The sequence below is a fragment of the Marinitoga sp. 1138 genome, from assembly GCF_013363265.1.
Lineage (GTDB): Bacteria > Thermotogota > Thermotogae > Petrotogales > Petrotogaceae > Marinitoga > Marinitoga piezophila.
This window is the reverse complement of the sequence record NZ_LBFA01000016.1, coordinates 44,386-65,792: the sequence shown is the minus strand read 5'-3', so window position 1 is coordinate 65,792 and position 21,407 is coordinate 44,386. Positions and strand designations below refer to the sequence as shown.

Annotated in this window: 21 protein-coding genes; 3 read left to right on the top strand and 18 right to left on the bottom strand. The window is 25.4% G+C overall.

Annotated elements, in window-relative coordinates; translation table 11 throughout:
* Positions 1-4: 4 nt before the first annotated feature.
* The 14 genes from tagD to XO11_RS06040 all read right to left on the bottom strand — a co-directional run bounded on the left by tagD (position 5) and on the right by XO11_RS06040 (position 14,844).
* Complete coding sequence (tagD, locus tag XO11_RS06105) at positions 5-508, bottom strand: glycerol-3-phosphate cytidylyltransferase (RefSeq protein ID WP_175418360.1); 504 nt, start codon at positions 506-508, stop codon at positions 5-7.
* Between the two features lie 15 nt (positions 509-523).
* Positions 524-1,963, bottom strand: a complete 1,440-nt coding sequence (locus tag XO11_RS06100) for a flippase (protein ID WP_175418359.1) — start codon at positions 1,961-1,963, stop codon at positions 524-526.
* Entirely contained in the window at positions 1,964-3,070 is a 1,107-nt protein-coding gene (glf, locus tag XO11_RS06095; protein WP_175418358.1) for a UDP-galactopyranose mutase, read from the bottom strand.
* Positions 3,067-4,074, bottom strand: a complete 1,008-nt coding sequence (locus tag XO11_RS06090) for a hypothetical protein (protein WP_175418357.1) — start codon at positions 4,072-4,074, stop codon at positions 3,067-3,069. The genes glf and XO11_RS06090 overlap by 4 nt, the downstream gene beginning before the upstream one ends.
* On the bottom strand, positions 4,074-5,138 hold the full coding sequence (gene rfbB / locus XO11_RS06085) for a dTDP-glucose 4,6-dehydratase (RefSeq protein WP_175418356.1): 1,065 nt from the start codon (positions 5,136-5,138) through the stop codon (positions 4,074-4,076). The genes XO11_RS06090 and rfbB overlap by 1 nt, the downstream gene beginning before the upstream one ends.
* Before the next feature lie 2 nt (positions 5,139-5,140).
* A complete protein-coding gene (rfbD, locus tag XO11_RS06080; protein WP_175418355.1) occupies positions 5,141-5,995 on the bottom strand; it encodes a dTDP-4-dehydrorhamnose reductase in 855 nt (284 codons plus the stop codon).
* A gap of 8 nt (positions 5,996-6,003) precedes the next feature.
* Positions 6,004-6,576 (bottom strand): dTDP-4-dehydrorhamnose 3,5-epimerase, encoded by a 573-nt coding sequence (rfbC, locus tag XO11_RS06075; RefSeq protein ID WP_175418354.1) that lies wholly within the window; start codon positions 6,574-6,576, stop codon positions 6,004-6,006.
* Positions 6,573-7,448, bottom strand: coding sequence for a glucose-1-phosphate thymidylyltransferase RfbA (gene rfbA / locus XO11_RS06070; RefSeq protein ID WP_175418353.1), 876 nt, complete (start codon positions 7,446-7,448; stop codon positions 6,573-6,575). The genes rfbC and rfbA overlap by 4 nt, the downstream gene beginning before the upstream one ends.
* A 4-nt stretch (positions 7,449-7,452) precedes the next feature.
* Positions 7,453-8,364 (bottom strand): glycosyltransferase, encoded by a 912-nt coding sequence (locus tag XO11_RS06065; protein ID WP_175418352.1) that lies wholly within the window; start codon positions 8,362-8,364, stop codon positions 7,453-7,455.
* A gap of 1 nt (position 8,365) precedes the next feature.
* Positions 8,366-9,571, bottom strand: a complete 1,206-nt coding sequence (locus XO11_RS06060; protein ID WP_175418351.1) for a glycosyltransferase family 4 protein — start codon at positions 9,569-9,571, stop codon at positions 8,366-8,368.
* Between the two features lie 35 nt (positions 9,572-9,606).
* Positions 9,607-11,370, bottom strand: a complete 1,764-nt coding sequence (locus XO11_RS06055) for a hypothetical protein (RefSeq protein ID WP_175418350.1) — start codon at positions 11,368-11,370, stop codon at positions 9,607-9,609.
* Positions 11,348-12,196 carry a hypothetical protein gene (locus XO11_RS06050; RefSeq protein ID WP_217671866.1) on the bottom strand — a complete coding sequence of 283 codons (849 nt, stop codon included), beginning with the start codon at positions 12,194-12,196 and terminating at the stop codon, positions 11,348-11,350. The genes XO11_RS06055 and XO11_RS06050 overlap by 23 nt, the downstream gene beginning before the upstream one ends.
* Positions 12,197-12,548: 352 nt before the next feature.
* Positions 12,549-13,574 carry a glycosyltransferase gene (locus XO11_RS06045; RefSeq protein WP_175418348.1) on the bottom strand — a complete coding sequence of 342 codons (1,026 nt, stop codon included), beginning with the start codon at positions 13,572-13,574 and terminating at the stop codon, positions 12,549-12,551.
* Between the two features lie 13 nt (positions 13,575-13,587).
* Positions 13,588-14,844 (bottom strand): sugar transferase, encoded by a 1,257-nt coding sequence (locus tag XO11_RS06040; protein WP_175418347.1) that lies wholly within the window; start codon positions 14,842-14,844, stop codon positions 13,588-13,590.
* A 272-nt stretch (positions 14,845-15,116) separates the two neighbouring features.
* Here XO11_RS06040 and XO11_RS06035 point away from each other — a divergent pair, with 272 nt between their 5' ends.
* The 3 genes from XO11_RS06035 to XO11_RS06025 are packed head-to-tail and all read left to right on the top strand — an operon-like array spanning position 15,117 to position 15,842.
* Positions 15,117-15,332 (top strand): DUF1659 domain-containing protein, encoded by a 216-nt coding sequence (locus tag XO11_RS06035; RefSeq protein WP_014296716.1) that lies wholly within the window; start codon positions 15,117-15,119, stop codon positions 15,330-15,332.
* A gap of 15 nt (positions 15,333-15,347) precedes the next feature.
* Positions 15,348-15,560, top strand: a complete 213-nt coding sequence (locus XO11_RS06030) for a DUF2922 domain-containing protein (protein ID WP_014296715.1) — start codon at positions 15,348-15,350, stop codon at positions 15,558-15,560.
* 60 nt (positions 15,561-15,620) lie between these two features.
* Positions 15,621-15,842 (top strand): hypothetical protein, encoded by a 222-nt coding sequence (locus tag XO11_RS06025; RefSeq protein ID WP_014296714.1) that lies wholly within the window; start codon positions 15,621-15,623, stop codon positions 15,840-15,842.
* A gap of 410 nt (positions 15,843-16,252) precedes the next feature.
* On the opposite strand, the gene XO11_RS06020 is transcribed toward XO11_RS06025, so the two are convergent.
* The 4 genes from XO11_RS06020 to XO11_RS06005 form a co-directional block, all read right to left on the bottom strand.
* Positions 16,253-18,046, bottom strand: a complete 1,794-nt coding sequence (locus XO11_RS06020) for a GNVR domain-containing protein (RefSeq protein WP_175418346.1) — start codon at positions 18,044-18,046, stop codon at positions 16,253-16,255.
* A 158-nt stretch (positions 18,047-18,204) separates the two neighbouring features.
* Entirely contained in the window at positions 18,205-18,918 is a 714-nt protein-coding gene (locus XO11_RS06015) for a hypothetical protein (RefSeq protein WP_075780573.1), read from the bottom strand.
* Positions 18,915-19,502 carry a hypothetical protein gene (locus tag XO11_RS06010; RefSeq protein ID WP_014296694.1) on the bottom strand — a complete coding sequence of 196 codons (588 nt, stop codon included), beginning with the start codon at positions 19,500-19,502 and terminating at the stop codon, positions 18,915-18,917. The genes XO11_RS06015 and XO11_RS06010 overlap by 4 nt, the downstream gene beginning before the upstream one ends.
* A gap of 11 nt (positions 19,503-19,513) precedes the next feature.
* Positions 19,514-20,914, bottom strand: coding sequence for an aminopeptidase (locus XO11_RS06005; RefSeq protein WP_175418367.1), 1,401 nt, complete (start codon positions 20,912-20,914; stop codon positions 19,514-19,516).
* Between the last annotated feature and the right edge of the window lie 493 nt (positions 20,915-21,407).

The following is a 21,407-nucleotide window of genomic DNA, read 5'->3' as shown; positions in this document are numbered from 1 at the left end:
CACCCTACCATAAGTCTTTTCTTAATTGTTCTAAAATTTGAAAAGCTTCTTTCAATTCTTCAAAATCTATTTTTGTCAATATATCTAAAGCTTTTTTTAATTCGGTAGTAGATAATTTAGAAATATGTTGTAGAATTTGTTTTATTTCTGTAGAAGATATTCCCTCTGTTCTTGGTAAATATACAACTTCACAATATTCTTTTAAAAAATCAAATTTTCCTTTCCAATCTTCACCCATTACAAAAATATCCACATTATATTTTTTAATATCTTCAATTTTTTGTTCCCAATTTTTTTCTGGAATAACCATATCAACACATTTAATGTTTTTAACTATTTCTGCTCTTTGGTCATATGGTATTATAGACTTTTTTCCTTTTATTGCATTAAATTCATCGGTTGAAACTGCTACTATTAATCTATCTCCTAGTTCTTTTGCTCTTTGCAATAATTTAAGATGCCCTATATGAAATAAATCAAATGTGCCATATGTTATTACTGTTTTCATTTTTTCACCTCAAAACTAATTTTTTTTCATTTTCATAAAACTAATCATTTTTGAAACAACTAAAGAATTTATCTCTGATTTTAAAATAAATTCAAATGTTAAATATAAAATTAATCCTAAAAATACTTCTATTATAATTTTTTCTAACGATTCTATATTTAATTTCGTCACTTGAAAAAGAATACCATAAACTAATATACCACTAATAAAATGTTTCCAAATTCCTTTTGTTATTTCAAATATTTTAATGTATTTTCTTATTATAGTTATTTGAATAAGTGCAACCAAAAATTCTGCTATTATTGTTGAAATTGCTGCTCCAATTGATTGATATTTTGGTATTAAAAAGTAATTTAAGCTAAAATTCACTATTGCTCCAATGGTAACTGATAAAGTTAAATATTTTTCTAATTTCATTGGAACCATTAATTGAATTCCAAAAAAGTTACTCCAACTTATAAATAAGATTATAGGACTTATAATCATAATAATATCTTTTACCTTAATAAAATCTCTTCCAAAAAAAATTGGAACAAATGTTGGCATTGTAATAATCATCATTAGCATTATAAAAACAGATGCATAAGTTATATAATCAAAAACTTTTCTTGCATAATATGTAATTTTTGCATTATCGTTCAAACTAATTAAATTAGAAATTTTAGGTAACATAACTATTCCAATTGAAGTTACTAAAGCTAAAGTCATTTTTACCAATCTTTGCGACATATCATAAAACGCTACTTCGGATTCATTTGCAAGTATTCCTATCATTGTTTTATCTAAAACTGTATATATTTGAATTGCAATCATTGGTATAAATAATTTTATTGTATTTCTTAGATGATACAAAATTTTTTCTTTAGAAACCTTTTCTAATTTTATATATTCAGGTAGATACTTCCATAATATAAATTGTCCTACAAAATTTCCAGATGCAGAAATCAAAGCATAATAAACATAATCCTCAGGTTTCTTAATAACAATAAAAATTAAAATTGTAGAAATAATTTTTATTGTTATACTTCGAATAGAAGTTTTTTTAAAATCTTCTATTCCCATGAAAAAATATGAAATATCGAAAACAACAGCTATTAAATTTATTAATTGAATATAATATACTATTTTATAATCACTATTTATAGTAAAAACAAAAAATACATATACAAAGATAGAAATAATAGAGGTGAATAATTTTAAAAAGAACAATTCCCAAAAAGTTTTATTTAATACTTTCTTATCATTTCTTACATATGCAATTGTTCTATTGCCATATAATGTCATTCCTAATGTTGCTAATAATATAAAATATTGAACTATTGAATTTGTATAAGCAACAATCCCTATTCCTTGAGGATCTAAAACTCTTGTTATATATGGAATTGTTATAAACGGAATTAAAATATTTGAAATTTGAAGTAAAGTATTATAAACATAATTTTTTGCAACACTCATTTATTTTAAATACTCCTCTACTCTTTCAATACTTTTTTCAATAACCTGATCCATATTATAGTATTTATATTCAGCAAGTCTTCCAACAAATATGTATTTTCCTGTTTTTTCTAATTTTTCTACTTCTTCCATGTATTTTTTTCTTTTTTCCATATTATCTTCTGTCATTACTACGTAGTATGGTTCTCCTTCTGCCTTTGGATATTCAAAACATACTGTTGTTTTATTAGATTTTTCATCTAAGAAATGTTTAAATTCTGTTATTCTTGTCCAGTCATAATCATTTGGATAATTTACTGTTGCAACTGGCTGATAATATTCTTTATCAAAAGTTTTAAATTTTAATTCAAGCGATCTGTATTCTAATTTTCCATATTTGTAATCAAAAAATCTATCAAGTTCTCCTGTATATATTGTTAATTCAGACTCAAATAAATCATTTACCTCAAAATAATCTGCTCCTAATAGTAAGGATATATTTTCATGATCTAACATATTTTCTACCATTTTTGTATATCCGTGTTTTGGTATTCCCTGATATTGATCAGAAAAATACCTGTCATCTCTATTTTCCCTTACAGGTATTCTTTTTGCTATTTCGGCTGATAATTCTTCTGGATCTCTTTCCCATTGCTTTATTGTATAATTTTTAAAGAACATTTCATATAATCTTTCTCCAACCTGTGATACAACCGCATCTCTAAAGTTTTTAGGAGGATTATTGAATTTAGATTTTTTCACTTCTTTTTCTAAAAATTCCTTTACTTCATGTGTCCCTATTTCTATTCCAAATACTTCTTTTAACGTATCTCTATTTATTGGAAAAGGTATTAACTTTCCTTCAGCGTAACTTAATACTTTATGTTGATAATAATGGAATTCTGTAAATCTATTTACAAAGTCCCATACTTTTTTATTTTTTGTATGGAAGATATGTGGACCGTATGTATGTACAGTAATCCCATGCTCATTTTTATAATCATGACAATGTCCAGCTATATGTTTATGTTGTTCTATTACTAATACTTTTTTACCTTTTTCAGCTAATAATCTGGCTGCCGTTGCTCCAGCCAATCCTGCTCCTACTATTACTATTTCATATTTCATTTTTCCAGCTCCTCTAAAACAAAAATTCTTTTTATATCTTGCTCAAAATTCTTCTCTTCAGCTAATATGAAATTCCTATAATTTTCAAATTTTTTTATTTCATAATCATAATTATCTAATAAATACCTTATTTTGTTAATTATATTTGATATATTTTTACTTTTTACATCGAATTTATATTCATCATCTATAGGGACATCTTCTTTAAATTGAGCTGAACCTCTTTTTCCAACTATAACACAACAATTTGATATAGCAGCTTCTCTAGGAATTCTATCTTTACCAGGATGATTTCCGAAATCTATATAAACTTTAGCTTTTAACAATAAATCCGCAACTTCTTCTGGTGTCATATTGATGATAGGAACAAATTTTATATCAGGAGCATTTTTTATAATTTTTTTGGTAAATTGATAACCTTTTTTTGGATTATAAACAACGATATTTTCTTTTTGTAATTTATTCTTGTTTTTTAATTGTTTTTCGATAAAAAGAGGATTAAGATAATCCGAAAGATAGTCGATTTTTTCTTTTTTTATTCCTTTTTTTAATAGGTAGTTTTTTGCATAGTATGACTGAACAAGATGATACAAATTTGGTAAATCTTCAAAATTATAAAAACTTTTAGGTTTTGTAATTTTTTTTAATATTATTTTAATAGTTTTTTTAACATTTTTGGGATAACCTGTAAAGTTATCTACACTTAACCACCATATAATTTTTTTAATTTTATTATATTTATAAATTAAATCAGTTTTTACTTCAGGAACTATAAGAATATTATTTTCATCATCTTCTATTTCTCTAACAAATGCATTATTGTATTTTTTGTAAAATTTATGTACAGGATTCTCTATATTATTTGGGTAATAAAACATTTTTGCATTTATTCCAAATAAATTCATTTTATGAACTAATTGATGTAATAATTCTGGTCCACCAGTAGCAACATTTGCCGGACATGCAACATAAATTTTAGTATTTTTATTAATTTTAAAATTCATTATATCCCTCCATAATTCCTTTTATAAAACTCCAAATATTCACCAGAAATAACTCTTTCCATCCATTCTTTATTGTTTAAATACCATTCTATTGTTTTTTCTATTCCTTCATCAAACATTATTTCTGGTTCCCATCCTAATTCTTCTTTTATTTTTGTTGGATCTATTCCATATCTTCTATCATGTCCAAGTCTGTCTTTTACGTGAGTTATGAGGTTTTCGTTTATTTGTTTATCTCCTGTTTTTTCTCTGAGTATTTCTATTATTTTTTTTACTATGTATATGTTTTCTTTTTCGTTATGACCACCTATGTTGTATACTTCTCCGTTTTTTCCTTTTTCAAATACTAAATCTATTGCTCTACAATGATCTGTTACGTATAACCAATCCCTTATTTGCTTTCCATCTCCATATACTGGTAATTCTTTATGATTTAATGCATTGTTTATCATTAACGGTATTAGTTTTTCCGGGAATTGATATGGTCCATAGTTGTTTGAACATCTTGTTATGTTTATTGGCATTTTGTATGTGTCATGGTATGCTTTTACTATTAGATCAGCTGATGCTTTGCTTGCTGAGTATGGACTGTGTGGATCTAATGGTGTTTTTTCTGTGAAGTATCCCGTTGGTCCTAATGATCCATATACTTCATCTGTTGATACCTGTAAGAATTTTACTCCTTCTTTGAATTTTTGTGTGTCTTTTTGCCAGTATTTTTTTGCTACGTTTAATAGTGTTTGTGTTCCAAGTACGTTTGTTTTTAAGAATATTTGTGGATCATGTATTGATCTGTCTACATGACTTTCTGCTGCAAAGTTTATTATTCCTTCTATTTTATATGTTTCAAATATGTATTCTAATAATTCTGTATTGTTTATATCCCCTTTTATGAATATGAACCTTTCTTTTTGTTCCGGGGTTAGTTTTTCAAGGTTTTCTAAGTTTCCTGCATATGTTAGTTTATCTAATCCTATTATTTTTCTGTCTTTGTATTTTTCAAGATAGTAATATACAAAATTGCTTCCTATAAATCCTGCTACTCCTGTTACTAATATGTTCATTGTTATATTTCCCCCATTTCTTTTAATTCTTTTAGAAATTTGTCTGTTGCATTTTGCCATTTTGGCATTTCATGGTTTATTGTTTCTTTTAGTCCATAGTTATCAAGTACTGAATATCCAGGTCTTTTTGCTGGTAAATTAAAATCATCTTTACTTGCTCTTTCTAGTTTTCCATTCCAGTTTATTTGTTTTAATATATATTTCGCCCATTCATATCTTGATGCTTTTCCATTTGTAATATGATATAGACCATATGCTTTTTCTTTTATTAGCTTATATGTTGCATAGGCTAAATCAACCGCATATGTTGGTGCGCTTATTTCATCATCTGCTATTTTTAATATTTTATTTTGCCTTGACCATTGTATTACTTTTTTTGCAAAGTTATTGTTTCCTATTCCAAATACCCAGCTTACTCTTATTAGATAATATTTATTTGCTATATCTTGTATAAATCTTTCTCCTAATACTTTACTTTCACCATATTTGTTTAAAGGATTAGGAGTATCATATATTGTATATGGTTTTGTTTTTTTTCCATCAAATACATAATCTGTTGAGTAATGTATTATTTCTGCATTTATTTCATTTGCTACTATTGATAGATTTCTTACTGCTAATCCATTTACATTGTATGCTGTTTTCCAATCTTCTTCCGCTTTATCTACGAGATTATATGCTGCACAGTTTATTATATGGGTTATCTTTTTATCTTTTACATATTCTCTTATTTTTTTTAGATTTGTTATATCTAATTTATTATGATCAGTTGGTATATATTCTATATTTTCTTTTTCAAATAATTTTTGAAATTCTTGTCCTAATTGTCCTTTTGCTCCGGTTATTAAGATTTGCATTTTATCACCTATTCAAAGTTTATATCGCTATCTTTTAATGCTGGTGCATTTTTGTCTTTTTCTGATAGTATTGGTTCTGTTATTCCATATTTTTCTAATTCCCAGTTTATATTTATTTCTGGATCGTTATATATTATACTTCTATCGTATTCTTTTGAATAATATTCATCTACTTTGTATTGTACTTCTACATTATCTGTTAAGGTTAGAAATCCATGTCCAAATCCTTTTGGAATTAATAGCATTTTTTTATTTTCTTCTGTTAATTCTACTGCTATCCATTTTTTGTATGTTGGTGAGTTTTTTCTTAAGTCCACTACTACATCTAATATTTTTCCTTTTGTACATCTTATTAATTTTGTCTGTGCTTTTGGATTGTTTTGAAAATGGATTCCTCTTATTGTTCCTTTGTTTGATGTGTATGAGTGATTATCCTGAACAAAAACTATATCTATTCCTATTTTTTTGAATTCTTCATATGAATAGCTTTCCATGAACCAACCTCTATGATCACCAAATACTGTAGGTTCTATTATATATAATCCTTCTATTTCTGTTTCTATTTTTTTGAATTTGTTCATTCTCTCACTCCATCTGCTATTTCCATTAAGTATCTTCCATATTCTGTTTTTTCTAATTTTTTTCCGAGTCTGTATAATTGTTCTCTATCTATATATCCCATTCTATATGCTATTTCTTCAATACATCCAACATAGAAACCCTGTCTATTTTGAATGGTTTCTACAAAGTTTGAGGCTTCTAATAATCCATTATATGTTCCCATGTCTAACCATGCAAATCCACGACCAAATAATTCTACCTGCAATTCTCCTAATTCTAAATACATTCTATTTAAATCTGTTATTTCTAATTCTCCTCTTTTTGATGGTTTTAATTGTTTTGCAAATTCTACTACTCTTTCATCATAGAAATATAGTCCTGGTATTGCATAATTGCTTTTTGGTTTTTCAGGCTTTTCTTCTAAACTTATTACTTTTCCATTTTCATCAAATTCCACTACTCCATAACTTCTTGGATCTTTTACATAATATCCAAAGATTACCGCTCCTTTTTCTAATGAACCTGCCCTTTTTAGCATTGCACTAAATCCCTGGCCATAGAATATATTATCCCCAAGGGTTAGCATACATTTATCGCCGTCTATGAATTCTTCACCTACAAGAAAAGCATCTGCCAATCCTCTTGGTTTTTCCTGGATTTTGTATTCAATTCTTAATCCTAGTTGTGATCCGTCACCAAATAATCTTTTATATAATTCAATATACTCAGGGTTTGTTATTATCAATATTTCTCTTATTCCTGCAAGCATTACTGTTGATAATGGATAGTATATCATTGGTTTATCATATACTGGTAAAAGCTGTTTACTAACAGCTTTTGTTATTGGATATAGTCTTGTTCCACTTCCTCCTGATAGGATTATTGATTTCATGGTTTCAACCCCTAAATTTTAATATAATTTTTAGTAATAATTGTTCTAAAGTAAAATCTATGATTCCCAATAAAAAAGAAATATGTAATAGTGGTAGAATAACAAAATTAGGTAGTGTATTATATTTTTTATTATAATAATATCGTGATTTGTATAGAATCATATAACTTTTAATTTTCTTTTTAAGACCTTCTTTTTTGTATGGATGATTATGATAATAATATATGTAAGGCAATACACATATTTTTTTTCCTTGATTTTTAATTTTTCTTCCTAATATTCTCTCTTCACCATATAGAAAAGTTTCTTCATCAAACATATTTACTTTGACAAAATCTTGAGTTCTAATAACAAAAAAAGAGCCTGGTATTACATCAACAAAAAGCTCTCCACTCTTTCCAACATTTAATTTTTTGTATTTAACAGGATTAAAAAATCTGTAAAGTATAGGAATATTCATAATTATATCGTCAAATTTATCAGGGCATTTCCATGCAAAATTATATAAATTTAAATTTTTCCCCATTTCAAACATAAAACCAGTAGCTGCAGAAACATCACTATTATTATTTAAAAAATTTATAACGGTATTTAATGTATTCTCTTTAGGCAAAAGCACATCAGGATTCATTATACCTATATATTTAGGATTAAATAATTCTATAGCTTTTTTTACTCCAAAATTATTACCTTGGGCATAACCAGAATTTTCATTATTATAAATAACTTTTATGTTATCATAATTTTCAAATGTTTTATGTAAGTATTCATAAGAACCATCAAGTGAATTATTATCAACAATAATTATAGATAAATTAATACCTTTTTGGGTTAATAAATTTAAAGCAGCTTTTTTAGTTAAGTTCTTTTGTTTATAATTTAATATGACAACAGAAATCTCATAATCCTTTTTCAATTTAATTCACCCTAACTTTATTATACAGATTATTTAAAAAAACATAATAATTTTCAATACTAAATTTTTTTTCAATAGTATTTCTGGCTTCCAATTTTATATTTTCCAAATTTTTATAATTATTATATACATATTCTATTTTTTCTTTAAGTTGTAGAGCATTATTTTGTTCTACTAAAAATCCATTTTTATTATCTTCAATAAGAATCTTCAAACCACCGATATTTGAAGCAATAACAATATTTCCACAAGCCATAGCTTCTAAAGTTGAGATTGAAGTAGCTTCTTCAACCCCTTCAGTATTAATAGAAGGTATAATGAATACATCTGATAATTGATAATAAGTAACAATTCCTTCATGAGGAATACTTCCTAATAATTTAATAGAAGCATTTGTGTTACTTAATATTTTTTCAATTTTTGTTCGTTCGCTTCCATCACCAACAATAAAAAATACAGAATTTTTAATTATCTCATCACTTAATAGAGTAATAGCTTTAGCGAGTATATGAACACCATTTTTGAGTTCTAACCTTCTTGTTGTAAGAAATACAAGTTTATGTTCAACATTAAACTGTTTTTTTAATTTTATTTTCTTATCTTTTGAAATAGGTTTGAATTTTAAATTATCTACAAAATTTGGTTTCATAAAAACATTTGCATTTGGAGATAGTTTTTTACAATGCTCGAATAAATTTTTATCAACAGCTATAACAGCATCAACTTTTGTATAAATATTTTTTTCTAAATTCAACATATTATAAAATTGTTTTGAATTAACTTTAATATCTCCGTCAGATAAATGTTCATAAGTATAATATCCATGTAGTGTCAAAATTATTTTATTATCTTTAAAATTTTTTCTGATGATATCGTATAATAAGACAGAATGAATATGAAAAATAGTATCTTTATTTATTTTGTCCTTAATTTTTAATAAGTTTTTTTCTATAGATTTTAGTTTTATATATTCTTTAATTTTTAATGGTAATAAATCATAAAAAGATTTATATATACGATAAATTTTTTTAATTTTTTTCTTATCTCTAATGATTAAATCACTATTAGAATTTACTATCTTATCTATATATACAATTCCTATATTATGATTTTTCGATTTAGTAAATTTAAAAATTTCATTTACATATGAATTGATTCCTCCTATCATAAAAGAAGGTGCATACACTACATGCAATATTTCATACATCAAATATCCTCCAATTCTAAAAATTTTATGTAATATTATTTAGTTATATAAACATACTTAATATCTTTTTGAACAGCACTAATTTGATGAATATCCTTAATAAAAGATTTTCTTTCAGTTATAATTGTAAATCTATAATTAATTTCCTTAAATAATTCCAAGTCAGTTTTTTGATTTGATGAAATAATAATAAGTATATTTTCATTTTTGTTTATAGAAGTCTTTATAGTTTTTATTTCATCTAAAGTTGAAGATTTATCAATTGTATAAATTTTATATTCATCAAAAAGATGAGCAATATTAAACTCAAGAGGGTAAATTATAGCTTTGTTTATACTATTATCATAAAGATATTTTTTTAGATTAATCAAATTATAATCATCATAAATATCAGGTTCTCCAAAATATTGTTTAAATTGATTAATATCAATAATTTTATTATTTAAAAATTCTTTTATATATATTCCAAAAAATCCAATGATAAAACCTAAAAAAATAGTTGAAGCTAAAATTAAATTTTTATTTGGAAATGATGGATTTTTTGAAGAATATGGCATTTCAATAATATCAAATTTAGGTTGTATAGAAAAATCTTTAAGATTTATTTGATTAATTAAATTATTGATATTAGATAATTTCATAGAAAGAATTTCTACTTCATTTTTTAATTTAAAATATTCATAATATATTGGTGATTGAGAATAAATTTTGTTATCAATATCTTTTAATTTTTTTTCTAAATAAGATTTGTAAACATCAATTTTTTCATACTGAGCTTTTAAAGAAATATAATTTTTAAAATCCTCTTTAGAAACAGTGTCTAAATATAAATATTCATTGGATAAAATTTTTTCAATTTCATTATCTAATTCTTTTTCTAATAATTTAATGTGCGTTTCTAATTCATATAATTTAGGAGAATTTGGATTGGTTGATTTTAAAGTTTCTAATTGTAATTTTTCGTTTAATAATAGGGATTTTAAATTAGATATATTTTTATTTGTGGAAATAATAAGTTCTTTTTTTAGCGATTTATCTATATTTAAATAATTATTTTCAAATAGATCAATTTTATTTTTTAAATCATTTTTTTCATTATCAAGCTCAATTAGATTATTATATAGTTCATAATATTTATTAATCAAATTTTCAGGCAAAGTGGTAGAAGAAACCTTATTTTTAAATTCAAATTCTATTAATTTCTTGGTTTTGTTATCTAATTCTTCAGATAATATTTTTTGTATATTTTCAAATTTTGATTTATAAATATCAATGAGTTTTTTTTCTTTGCTTTTTGTAAATTCAATATAAGAATCATAAAGTTTTTGTACGACAGAAGCAGATAATGTTGGGTCAGTAGAAGTAAAACTAATATATATGTAATTTGTTGAAGGAATCTCTTCAAGGTTAATTTGTTTTTTTAAAATATTCATAGCGCTTCTTTTTTCAATTTTGGTTTTTAAAATTTTTCTAAAGAAACTTAGATGTTCATTATAATAATTTACCATATTTAAGTTGTCAACTACTTTTTCTATTACAGGATCGGAAAGTAATTTAATTTTTTCAGATTCAATATTATTAATATTATTTTCACCAATAAAAGAACTTATATCAATAAATTCAGAAGCTAAAAATGATGTTTGTTGTGAATCTCTTAATTCAATAAGCATTTTTGAAGTAAATTTTTTATCAGAATATTTAATATAAAAAACACCAATAATAATTGTAATAACAAAAAACAACCAGTAATAAACCTTCCAACGTTTATACATATTTTTAATTATAGTAAATGTGTCCATCTTCATACCCTCCAGATTGATATAATAAATAAGCTATTAATATATAATAAATATTTAAGAAAACATAGATATTCGTCATGGATTCTAAGGTTATTCCGGAAATAATAATATGTGTAGTTATTAAAAACAATAATTTATTAAAAATTTTATCATAATTTTTTAGAATTAACTTGTATATTACAGAGTACATTAATAAATATACAAATATGCCCACAAATCCAAAATTATTAAAAAGCATTAAATACTGATTATCCCATATATTTTTAGAATTATGAATATTTCCAAATAAAGCATTTATAAAAGTATTAAAAGTATCTTCTCCAATATCTTCTCTTATAGCTGGCTTAGCTATATAATGTATTCTAATATAAAATGATCTATCATATTTTAACATTCGTATTATGCTTTTTATATCAAAAGAAGTTAATCCGTATTTATAATCTAAAGAGTTAAATATAACCCCGATTATTCCTATAATTATCAAGAGTATTAATAAACTTAAAATAATCTTTTTTTTATTTTTAGAATAAATAAATTCAAAAATATAAAATATGAAAAATACTATAAACAAAGCTAATAAAGAAGTCCTAGAGAAAGTTAGTACTAAAGCCCCAAGACTAATTAATAATAAAAAGATATTAAAAATTCTCTTTCTGTTATTTATTATATTTAAATATGAAAAATATATTCCAACGGAAGAAAATAGTCCAGATAAACTACTACTAACTCCTTTTTTAAAAGGAATTGTTGCTCTATAAAATTCTCCCAAATGTAAAATACCATCAAAAAAAATATATATAACATATGACAAAAATAATATATTCATAAAATTAAAAAAGGAATTTTCATTATAATTTGATTTTTCAAAAAAAACGTAGAAACTTATCAAAATAATAAAATATTCAATTTGCTTAAAAAATAATATATATTCTTTTGATATTAAAGGTACACTAACTAGTCCAGAAAAAATTATTCTATATAAAAACAAAATTATTGGAAGAGAAAAATACCAATAATTTCTAATATATATTCTTTCTGTACGTAATAGTTTAAAAAAAATAAAGGTAATAATAATTTCTGAAATATATATTAAATCATCGCCTAAAAAAATAACAGGTATCCAAAAAAAACCGAAAATCAAAAATTCAAAAAAACTTTTAGAGTACCAAGTAGCTTTTTTAATCATCCCAACCACCAAATTTAGTAGGATTAATTATTTCAATAATAGTAGCGATTACAGGAACGAATAAATCAATAATTAGAATTCTAAATTTTTTAGAAAAAATAAACAAAATTAAAGACAATACAAAAATATAAAAAAACCAATTTAAATTAAATAAAAGTAAAAACAATGAAAAAAATAAAGCCATATACCATCTTGCAATTTTATGTAAAAAGAAAAAGGTTATAGTTAAAAAATCCAGTTTATGGTTTAAAAAGAAAAAGAAGGTTTGAATTCCACCTCTAACGATACGAATTTTCTTTTTAAAATACTTTTTGAACGTATATACTTCTTCTTCTGTTTTACAAATTATTTCATCATTTTGAATAGTTTTTCCACCATTTTTTATAACAGATAAAGGAATAAATAAATCATCAGCTATAATTTCTTTAGGTAATTGTGGGAAAAATTCTCTTTTTACGAAAATAAAAGTACCACTAGAAACAACACATTTTCCAAATTTAGATTCAAAATTTCGTATATTAAATTCTAAATTCCAATATTTTTTTAAACCGGGTAATTCATTATGTCCAACAATTCCTGTAACCATGTCAGCATTACTTAAAACAGCTTTTTTAAGGGAATCTTTTAAAATAAATTCAGTATCTGCATCAGATACTAAAATATAATCACCAGATGATTGTGAAAATAATTTATTTAAAACAGAAGCTTTTCCCATTCTATCAAAATCAAATACTTTAACATTTTCAAACTTTTTTGCTTTTTCAACTGTTTTATCTGTGGAACCATCAGAACCTACTAATATTTCGATACATTCCTTTGGATAGTCCTGTAAAAAAATATTATTAATTTTATTTTCAATATTTTTTTCTTCGTTATAAGCTGGTATTAAAATACTTATTTTTGGCCAAATAGTAATATCTTTTAAATTTTCTCTTTTTTTAAGAAAAATATTAGATATTATTGCTATAAACACAAAAATTATATGAAGTATAGATAATACTAAGAAAATTTTCCACATATAGAATCCTCCATTATTTCGAACCTTTTAATCCAAATATAGTTTCAATTGTTTGAAGCATTATTTTCATATCAAGTAACCAGTTCCTGTTTTTTATATAATAAAGGTCATATTCTGTTTTTTTTATGTAATCTTCAAGAGTTGTTGTATGTTTATAATTTATTTGAGCCCATCCAGTAATTCCTGGTTTTAATTTTAATCTATATGTATACATAGGAATGTGTTTTTTACTCATATTGTGAAAATGTTCCATTTCAGGTCTTGGTCCAACTATACTCATCTCTCCTTTTAAAACATTAAAAAACTGTAAAACTTCATCTAATCTGGTTTTTCGTAAAGCCTTTCCGAATAATAATACATGTTTATCAATTTTTTCGTTTGGGTTAGAGAAACTTTCATTTTTATTTTGCAAGGTTCTAAATTTTAATAAAATAAAAGGTATTTCATTTTGTCCTATTCTAACCTGTTTAAATATTATAGGTAATCCATCTTCCAAAAAAATTAATACAGAAGATATTAATATTATTGGTAAGAATAAAATCAATAAAATTAGGGAAAGAAAGACATCAACAATCCTTTTAGCAGGAGAATCCTTTACTTCACTAAAAGCAACTTCATAATGTGACTTAAATTTAACAGCAACCTCAATAGGAATTCTTTTTAAAAATCGTTCTGCGATAACCGGCAAATATTCTACGTGAATTTTCATCTTTTTAAATTCTTTAATTTCGTTCTTTACTAACTCTTCTAATTCTGGATCTGCGACAAGAACTCCATCATATAATCTAATTTTTTCTTTTAACTTTACAGGTGAAGGATTCATATATTCAACAAACTTCAGTTTTCCCAGACTTTTTTTTTCTATTTCATCCATTAAATTCTTCCATTCATCTTTTTTTCCAATTACAATATACTTCTTTGTTGGTAAGTTTTTTAATAAAATACGATAATTTATTTTATGAACAATTGGGAATAACAAAACGACAAAAAGAAAGTTATCATAAAAATAACTTTCTAAAATATAGTCTTTAAAAAATGGATAAATGCTGAGAATAACAATAAATCCCAGCATAGTTCCTGAAAAAACACGTATTATGGTATCATTCCAGCTTTCAATATTTTCAAAATCATACGTTTTAAATGCATAAATTCCGAGATATATGAAAATCGAAAACAGCAAAGAAATAAATATGTTTTTAGATATATAAATATTGAAAGCAAATAAAATAACTATATCAAACAGCTTTAAACTATTAGAATTTATCTTCATCATAATCCTCCAGGTTTTTATTTCTTGTATAAATTATAACATATTCTTGAATAAATAGTATTAACAAACATTCTCCTAAAATTAAAATTAGCAATCAATATTTTGAAATTAAATGAAAAATTTCTTTTTTTACACCGGATAATGTTACGCGTTAGTAACGAAATTTGCCAATAAATTGCTGAATATTCCCCTGCAAAAACAATGGGATATACTACAATCGTCAGCGCTGACAGAGAAAAAATAAAAACAAAAAAATGAAAGGAGATGAAAGTATGGCAACAAAATTAAGTGCAGGGGAAAAAGTTAGAATAGGGTTTGACTATGGATTAGACGCAAACGGAAAAAAGATTATTAAAAGAAAATCATTTACCATAATGCCAGGAGCAACAGATGATCAGGTTTACACAGCATCAAACAACTTTGCATCATTATGTGAAAAACCATTACTTAAAATTGAAAAAATAGAAAATTACGAATTACAGGCTTAATGGAGGTGATGTGGCATGGCAAAAAAATTAAGAATGTCATTTGTAAATAGCACAGACGGAAAAAGAAAAACAATTTATCTCAATGATCCAAAAGCAGACTTAACAGATACAGAAGTACAAAATGCAATGGACTCATTTGTTGGAGTATTTATTCCTTCAGGATACGAAAAAGACAGCGCAACAATAGTTGATACAACAACCAATGAACTCTTTGATTTAATTCAATAACATACAACCGGGCATTAAAAGCCCGGTTGTTTTAAAAAATACCATGAAAGGGGATATGTTATGTGGGATTTTTTAAAAATATTACTCCTGAACATAATGGATCAATTTTTTAAAATGCTAACAGAAATATCAAAAGAAAAGGATAAAGAAAAAATTCAGGAATTAAAAGAATTACAGAAAAATTTCAACAAAGAGCTCGATAAACAGCTAAAATTACTATCTGCAGAACTTGACGAAAAATTAGAAGAAATAAAAGATGAAATAGAAGAAATTGAAAATTAAAATCATAAAAATTAAAAATAACATTCAAAAAATTGACTCAAAAAATTAAAAAACACCTCTTTACATCAGCTCTATTTTGTAGTAAAATATATCTGTAAAAAAACAAAAAAGTAGAAAAAGGAGGATGGGGATAGTGATAACCATACCCTATTTTTGTCAAAAATATAATTTTGATCCTGATCTACTTAGAAAGCTTGTAAAATACCTTAATGTTCAACCTATAACAGGAGACCTTCAAACACGCGGCATGCGCTTTTACAATGAAAAAGACCTATTCCATATTTACAACACATTTATAAACACATTCCCCAAAAACTCACAACAATAATCAAACAAATACAGGATGGGGATTAAAAAACCGTGGATTAGTTTCTAATTCTTATTAGAACAATCCACGGTGATTTTTTTATTTATTCAACAAAAACAATATAATTATTCTTCAAATAATCCTTATATTTTTCAATATTTTCTAAAGTTGATTTTTCTCTATAAATAAACACAAATGTATAATCAACATCATCTTCGTGAAGTATAAAATCTGGATTATCAATATCAGGTAAAATATTAATTCTTAAATCTCTTTTATTAACAAGTTGAGAAAGATCCAGTTTAACCTCTTCAACTATATCAAGAAATTCATTATAATCAACAGCAGTAAATCCCAAAGTTTTATTATGATACCCTTTTACATAAATATAATTAGCGAGTTTTTTAATTTCATTTCGTCTATTTTTTCTGGTAATAATAAACTCAGGGCTTTTTAAAATACGTGAAAGTTCAGAACAATCCTTAATTCTCTTATCGTTATAATCCTTAATAAACACACCAAGTATTCCAAGGAAAAATCCCAGAACAATACCTATAGCCAGAGTTAATTTCTTATTAGGAGCAACAGGTTTATAAGGAATATAAACATCATTTATAATACTCAAGCTTGGTTTATAAAAATTCTTTTTGAATTCTTCAGTTTCTATAGAAGCTTTTAATCTTTCGTATTTTTCCTGCAAAATCTTTGAATCCTTTTTCAACTGAAAATATTCATACAATAATGGAGATTTTTCTTTTATATCAGCATCAATTTTATTAAGAACAGCAACAGTTGAAGCCTTCATTACATCAAGCAACTCAAGTTTAATTTTATTTGAAACATATTGCTTATACGCATCTGGATCAGTTGAAGCCAGAAATTTCAGATTATTATTTAAAATATCATTCATCTGAGCCTTTAAATTTTCTTCAATAACCTTTATTTTTGATTCCAATTCCAATAATTTTGGATTTTGTGAAGAAGTGAGTTTTAAAGTTTCATATTCAATCTTTAAAGAAACAAGCTGATTTTTCAAGCTACCAATATTTCCATTATTTTCAAGAAAGAATTTTTTCATATCAGGATTTAAAGCGGAAATAGAATCCTCCACAGATTTTATAGCAGCTTCTAATTCTTTTTTTTGTGATTCAATTTCGATTAAAGAAAAGTAAAGTTGAGAATATTTATCAATATAAGGTTCAAATGATTGTTCATCAAAAATCTTATTATTAACCTGGAAATCAAGCAATTTTTTCTGTATTTCCATATATTTTTTTTCAACAGGGCCAAATAATTTTTTTAAGTTAGAAAGGTAATATTCAGAATCATTGAGATATTCCTCTTTATCGTATTTAAGATATTCTGTATATATAGATTTTACAATAGATGCAGCGAGAGTTGGCTTTGTTGATTTATAAGAGATTTTAATAAAAGACGTATCCTTTTGTTGTTGAATAGAAATATCTTCCCTTAATTTTTCAATAATATCTCTCAATTTTATCTCTTTATTTCTATTTAACAATTTATCAATAAAAGAAGGGCTTTTTTCAGAATTATACAACTCCACCAGATTATTTTTTTCAATAACAGCTGTTAGGATCTTATCAGACTTCATCTTTTCAATGGTATTACTAATTGAATTTCCCTTACTTCCACCAAGGTTAATTCCAACCATTGAAGCCAGACTTCCATATTGTGAAAGTAAAGAGGAAGTTGAAGAAACATCCTTCATTTCAAAAGTAAGAGAAGCTTCATATGTTGCAGGTGTTTTTAACAAATATAAACCTGTTAATAAGATAGTCAGAATTAAAATTACAAAAAAAGTTATTTTTCTTCGTTTGAAAATCCTTAGAATATCAGATAACGTCAATTCATCTTCATACATTTCTGGTTCCATTTTCTTCCTCCATTCATATGTTTATTTTTTGTTATTATATAACAAAAAATGCCATACCAAAATGGCATACGCATTTTATATTTTACTATAATTTCATAAAATGTCAATACATTAAAAATGAAATATAACAACACTTAGTTTAATTTTTAGTAACAGAGTTATATATATTTCACAAGATTTTCCAGCTTTCTGGGATCAATTTTAGTAATTCCATTTTTCAATTTTTCAAGAATCTGCATATCAAACTTTAAAACAAAATGATCTCTTAATTTATAATCATAACTTCTATTATTTTCAGGTTTATACAATTTCAAAACAGATTGATCAACAGACAAAAGATATGAAGATATAACTGTAGATAAAGAATTTAGCTCAATATCTGGTATTTTAGCATTAAAATTATCAACAATAATAAATTCTGGATTTTCAATTCGAGAATCTAAAATCTGGAATAAAAATTCACTTGATTGATTAAAAAAATAAAACTTAAAGTTCTTAATTCTAAAAGTGCTTCCATTATCAAGCGGAGTAATAGTATTTTCTTTAAAATAATAACAATTTCCTTCATAACGCATAATCAATGGTATTCCAAAAATCTCTGCAATTTCAGAAATATATCGAATTCCGGTTTTTGAAATATTATTAACAGAAACAATCCCAATCTTATTATTAAACTTTTGAACATCTTTAAACTGTTCCATTAAATGAATATATCCGCCCAGTTTAAAAAAACCAAAATGAACAAACCCAAAGTTTATAACATAAAACTTCTTATTATCTGCATATCCTTTTTTTGAAGGAATAGAATAAAAAATACGTTTTAAACTTTCAAACAAAATCTTCTTTGAAATAAAGTCAAGAATCTTTTTCATTTAAAATCACCAACTTTTTTCAAAAAAGAAACCAGCTTATTCTTTACTTTATCTCTGTATTTTCCATGAAGCATAATAACATGCTCGTTTTTCTCAACCACATTAAAATACGCATAAGGTGAATCCTTGAAAATAACGTAATCCTTTTTATCAGGATAAAAATACGAAATCTCATGTGAATCATTATAAACCTTAAAAAATAACACGGGAATTTTCACCAGAAACATATTAGATAAAATGATATTTAATAAATAATCATAGGAAGATTTATTCAACAAATCAACTCGCAAAACAATTAAATCACTCTTTTGAATTTTGGCATAAAAATAATTTTCAAATTTAAAACCTTCCTGTTGAAGCATAAACATAATTCTGCTCTTATCTTCAATATTTATCATTCTTCTTTCAAAAGAAACAACAGTATCTTCCACCAGCCCATTATACATCGTTAAACTATCCTTATTCAAAATAACAGAAAAACCACTCTGGCCCAAAAAGGACCATGAGTGGGTTGTAATATTAATATTTATATTATCATTTTCAAATTCCATTAAATGTATAGGGCTACCGGCAAAAACCTTCAAATTTTCACTCCCTACATTTTATTCAAATACACCTTGTAAGCATAATATGTTTCATATAAATCGCCTTTTGAAGCAATTTCATATGGTGAATGCATTCCATATAATGCAACTCCGGCATCAATAACATTTAAACCTTTTTCGGCGAAGAACTTAGCAATAGTTCCTCCACCACCCTGGTCAACCTTACCCAATTCACCAGATTGCCAGATAACACCATTTTCATTAAATACCTTTCTTAATTTTCCAAAGAATTCAGCATTTGCATCATTTGTTGCAGACTTACCTCTTGCACCAGTATATTTAGAAATAGCCACGCCATAACCTAATCTTGGAGCATTTGCTGGATCATGAACATCCTTAAAGTTTGGATCATATGCAGCTGAAACATCTGCTGACAATAATGTGGAATTTAATAATAAATCGTCTATATCAAGTTCAATATTAGTGCTTCCCTGTAATTTTAATAACTTCTTCATTACAGTAATCCAGAAATGATGTTTTGCGCCGGTATTTCCGTCACTACCGATCTCTTCCTTATCTGTTAATAACAAAGCAGCACTCTTATTTTCTGGTTCAGCTTCAATTAATGCAGTTAAACCTGTATATGAACAAATTCTATCATCATGGCCATATGCTGCTATCAATGATCTATCAAGACCAACATCTCTTGCTGGTAATGAAGGAACAACCTCAAGTTCAGCAGAAATAAAATCTTCTTCCACAATACCGTATTTTTCATATAATATATTAAGTACATTTAATTTTACAGAATCTTTTATTTCTTCATCATATGAAATAGAAATTGTTCCTAATAATAAGTTTAAAGCTTCTCCTTTAAATACTTCTGCAACATCACCTTTTCTCCTATCTAAATGAGGTAAAAGGTCTGAAATAACAAAAACAGGGTCATCTTCTGAATCTCCAATAGAAACATTAACTTTAGTTCCATCATTTTTAATAACAACACCATGTAATTCAAGAGGAATATTCAACCATTGGTATTTTTTAACTCCGCCATAGTAATGAGTTTTAGCCATAGCAACGCCGCTGTCTTCAACAATTGGCTCAGGTTTTAAATCCAATCTTGGAGCATCAACATGCGCTCCTACAATATTTATACCATTAGTCAAATCTCCTTTAATCTTTATGGCAAACAATGATTTAAAATTATTAACATAATAAACCTTATCGCCATCTTCTATTTTACCTTTTTCAAGATAATAAGAAAGAGGTTTAAATCCTTCTTTTTCAAGTTCCTTAACAGCATATTCAACAGCTCTTCTTTCTGTCTTTGCATAGTCTATAAACTTCTTATAACCCTTTGAATACTCATCTATAACCTTTCTATCCCTTTTTTCCCACACAGAAACCTTTTTTCTGGTTAATTTTTCCTTTAAATCCTTTAATTCCATCGCCATCCACACCTCCGATATTATATTTTCTATTTAAATTTTATCATACCTATTGCAAAAAAGCAAAACCCAAACCAAATAGTTAGCAATGCTCATCAATTTTCCCGGGGAAATAACCCCAAAAATTATGAATAATTGTTTAGAATGGAAAAAATAAAAGAAAATAGAAATAATAATGTGAGCGAAGGCTTGAAAATTTCCAAGGAGAAACAATGATGATTGAAAAAATAAAAACTCATAAATTATCTGTTGTATAGAAGAAAGTAGAAAATTTTTGAGGATTAGAATTTTCTACCTGTTGAGCGAATATTATTATTTCTATTTTCTAAGATAAAATTTAAATATCTTCGTATTGTATTACCTCACTGAATATACTCTCTTTTAATCAGTTTCACAATCGCTAAAAACAATTATTCAACAAATACAACAAATATTCAAAGTTTTAAAATTTTGCAAAATTTAGTATAATTAAAATAACAAAGAGAAAAGGGGG

Excerpts from the sequence above, each read along its gene's own strand:
- XO11_RS06040 (WP_175418347.1), bottom strand. The coding sequence starts at position 14,844 with ATGAAGATAAATTCTAATAGTTTAAAGCTGTTTGATATAGTTATTTTA.
- XO11_RS06045 (WP_175418348.1), bottom strand. The coding sequence starts at position 13,574 with ATGTGGAAAATTTTCTTAGTATTATCTATACTTCATATAATTTTTGTG.
- rfbA (WP_175418353.1), bottom strand. The coding sequence starts at position 7,448 with ATGAAATCAATAATCCTATCAGGAGGAAGTGGAACAAGACTATATCCA.
- XO11_RS06015 (WP_075780573.1), bottom strand. The coding sequence starts at position 18,918 with ATGAAAAAGATTCTTGACTTTATTTCAAAGAAGATTTTGTTTGAAAGT.
- XO11_RS06090 (WP_175418357.1), bottom strand. The coding sequence starts at position 4,074 with ATGAATTTTAAAATTAATAAAAATACTAAAATTTATGTTGCATGTCCG.
- rfbB (WP_175418356.1), bottom strand. The coding sequence starts at position 5,138 with ATGAACATATTAGTAACAGGAGTAGCAGGATTTATAGGAAGCAATTTT.
- XO11_RS06060 (WP_175418351.1), bottom strand. The coding sequence starts at position 9,571 with ATGTATGAAATATTGCATGTAGTGTATGCACCTTCTTTTATGATAGGA.
- XO11_RS06020 (WP_175418346.1), bottom strand. The coding sequence starts at position 18,046 with ATGGAACCAGAAATGTATGAAGATGAATTGACGTTATCTGATATTCTA.
- XO11_RS06025 (WP_014296714.1), top strand. The coding sequence starts at position 15,621 with ATGTGGGATTTTTTAAAAATATTACTCCTGAACATAATGGATCAATTT.
- tagD (WP_175418360.1), bottom strand. The coding sequence starts at position 508 with ATGAAAACAGTAATAACATATGGCACATTTGATTTATTTCATATAGGG.
- XO11_RS06050 (WP_217671866.1), bottom strand. The coding sequence starts at position 12,196 with ATGAATATATTATTTTTGTCATATGTTATATATATTTTTTTTGATGGT.
- XO11_RS06100 (WP_175418359.1), bottom strand. The coding sequence starts at position 1,963 with ATGAGTGTTGCAAAAAATTATGTTTATAATACTTTACTTCAAATTTCA.
- XO11_RS06030 (WP_014296715.1), top strand. The coding sequence starts at position 15,348 with ATGGCAAAAAAATTAAGAATGTCATTTGTAAATAGCACAGACGGAAAA.
- rfbD (WP_175418355.1), bottom strand. The coding sequence starts at position 5,995 with ATGCAAATCTTAATAACCGGAGCAAAAGGACAATTAGGACAAGAATTT.
- rfbC (WP_175418354.1), bottom strand. The coding sequence starts at position 6,576 with ATGAACAAATTCAAAAAAATAGAAACAGAAATAGAAGGATTATATATA.
- XO11_RS06005 (WP_175418367.1), bottom strand. The coding sequence starts at position 20,914 with ATGGAATTAAAGGATTTAAAGGAAAAATTAACCAGAAAAAAGGTTTCT.
- XO11_RS06035 (WP_014296716.1), top strand. The coding sequence starts at position 15,117 with ATGGCAACAAAATTAAGTGCAGGGGAAAAAGTTAGAATAGGGTTTGAC.
- XO11_RS06055 (WP_175418350.1), bottom strand. The coding sequence starts at position 11,370 with ATGGACACATTTACTATAATTAAAAATATGTATAAACGTTGGAAGGTT.
- glf (WP_175418358.1), bottom strand. The coding sequence starts at position 3,070 with ATGAAATATGAAATAGTAATAGTAGGAGCAGGATTGGCTGGAGCAACG.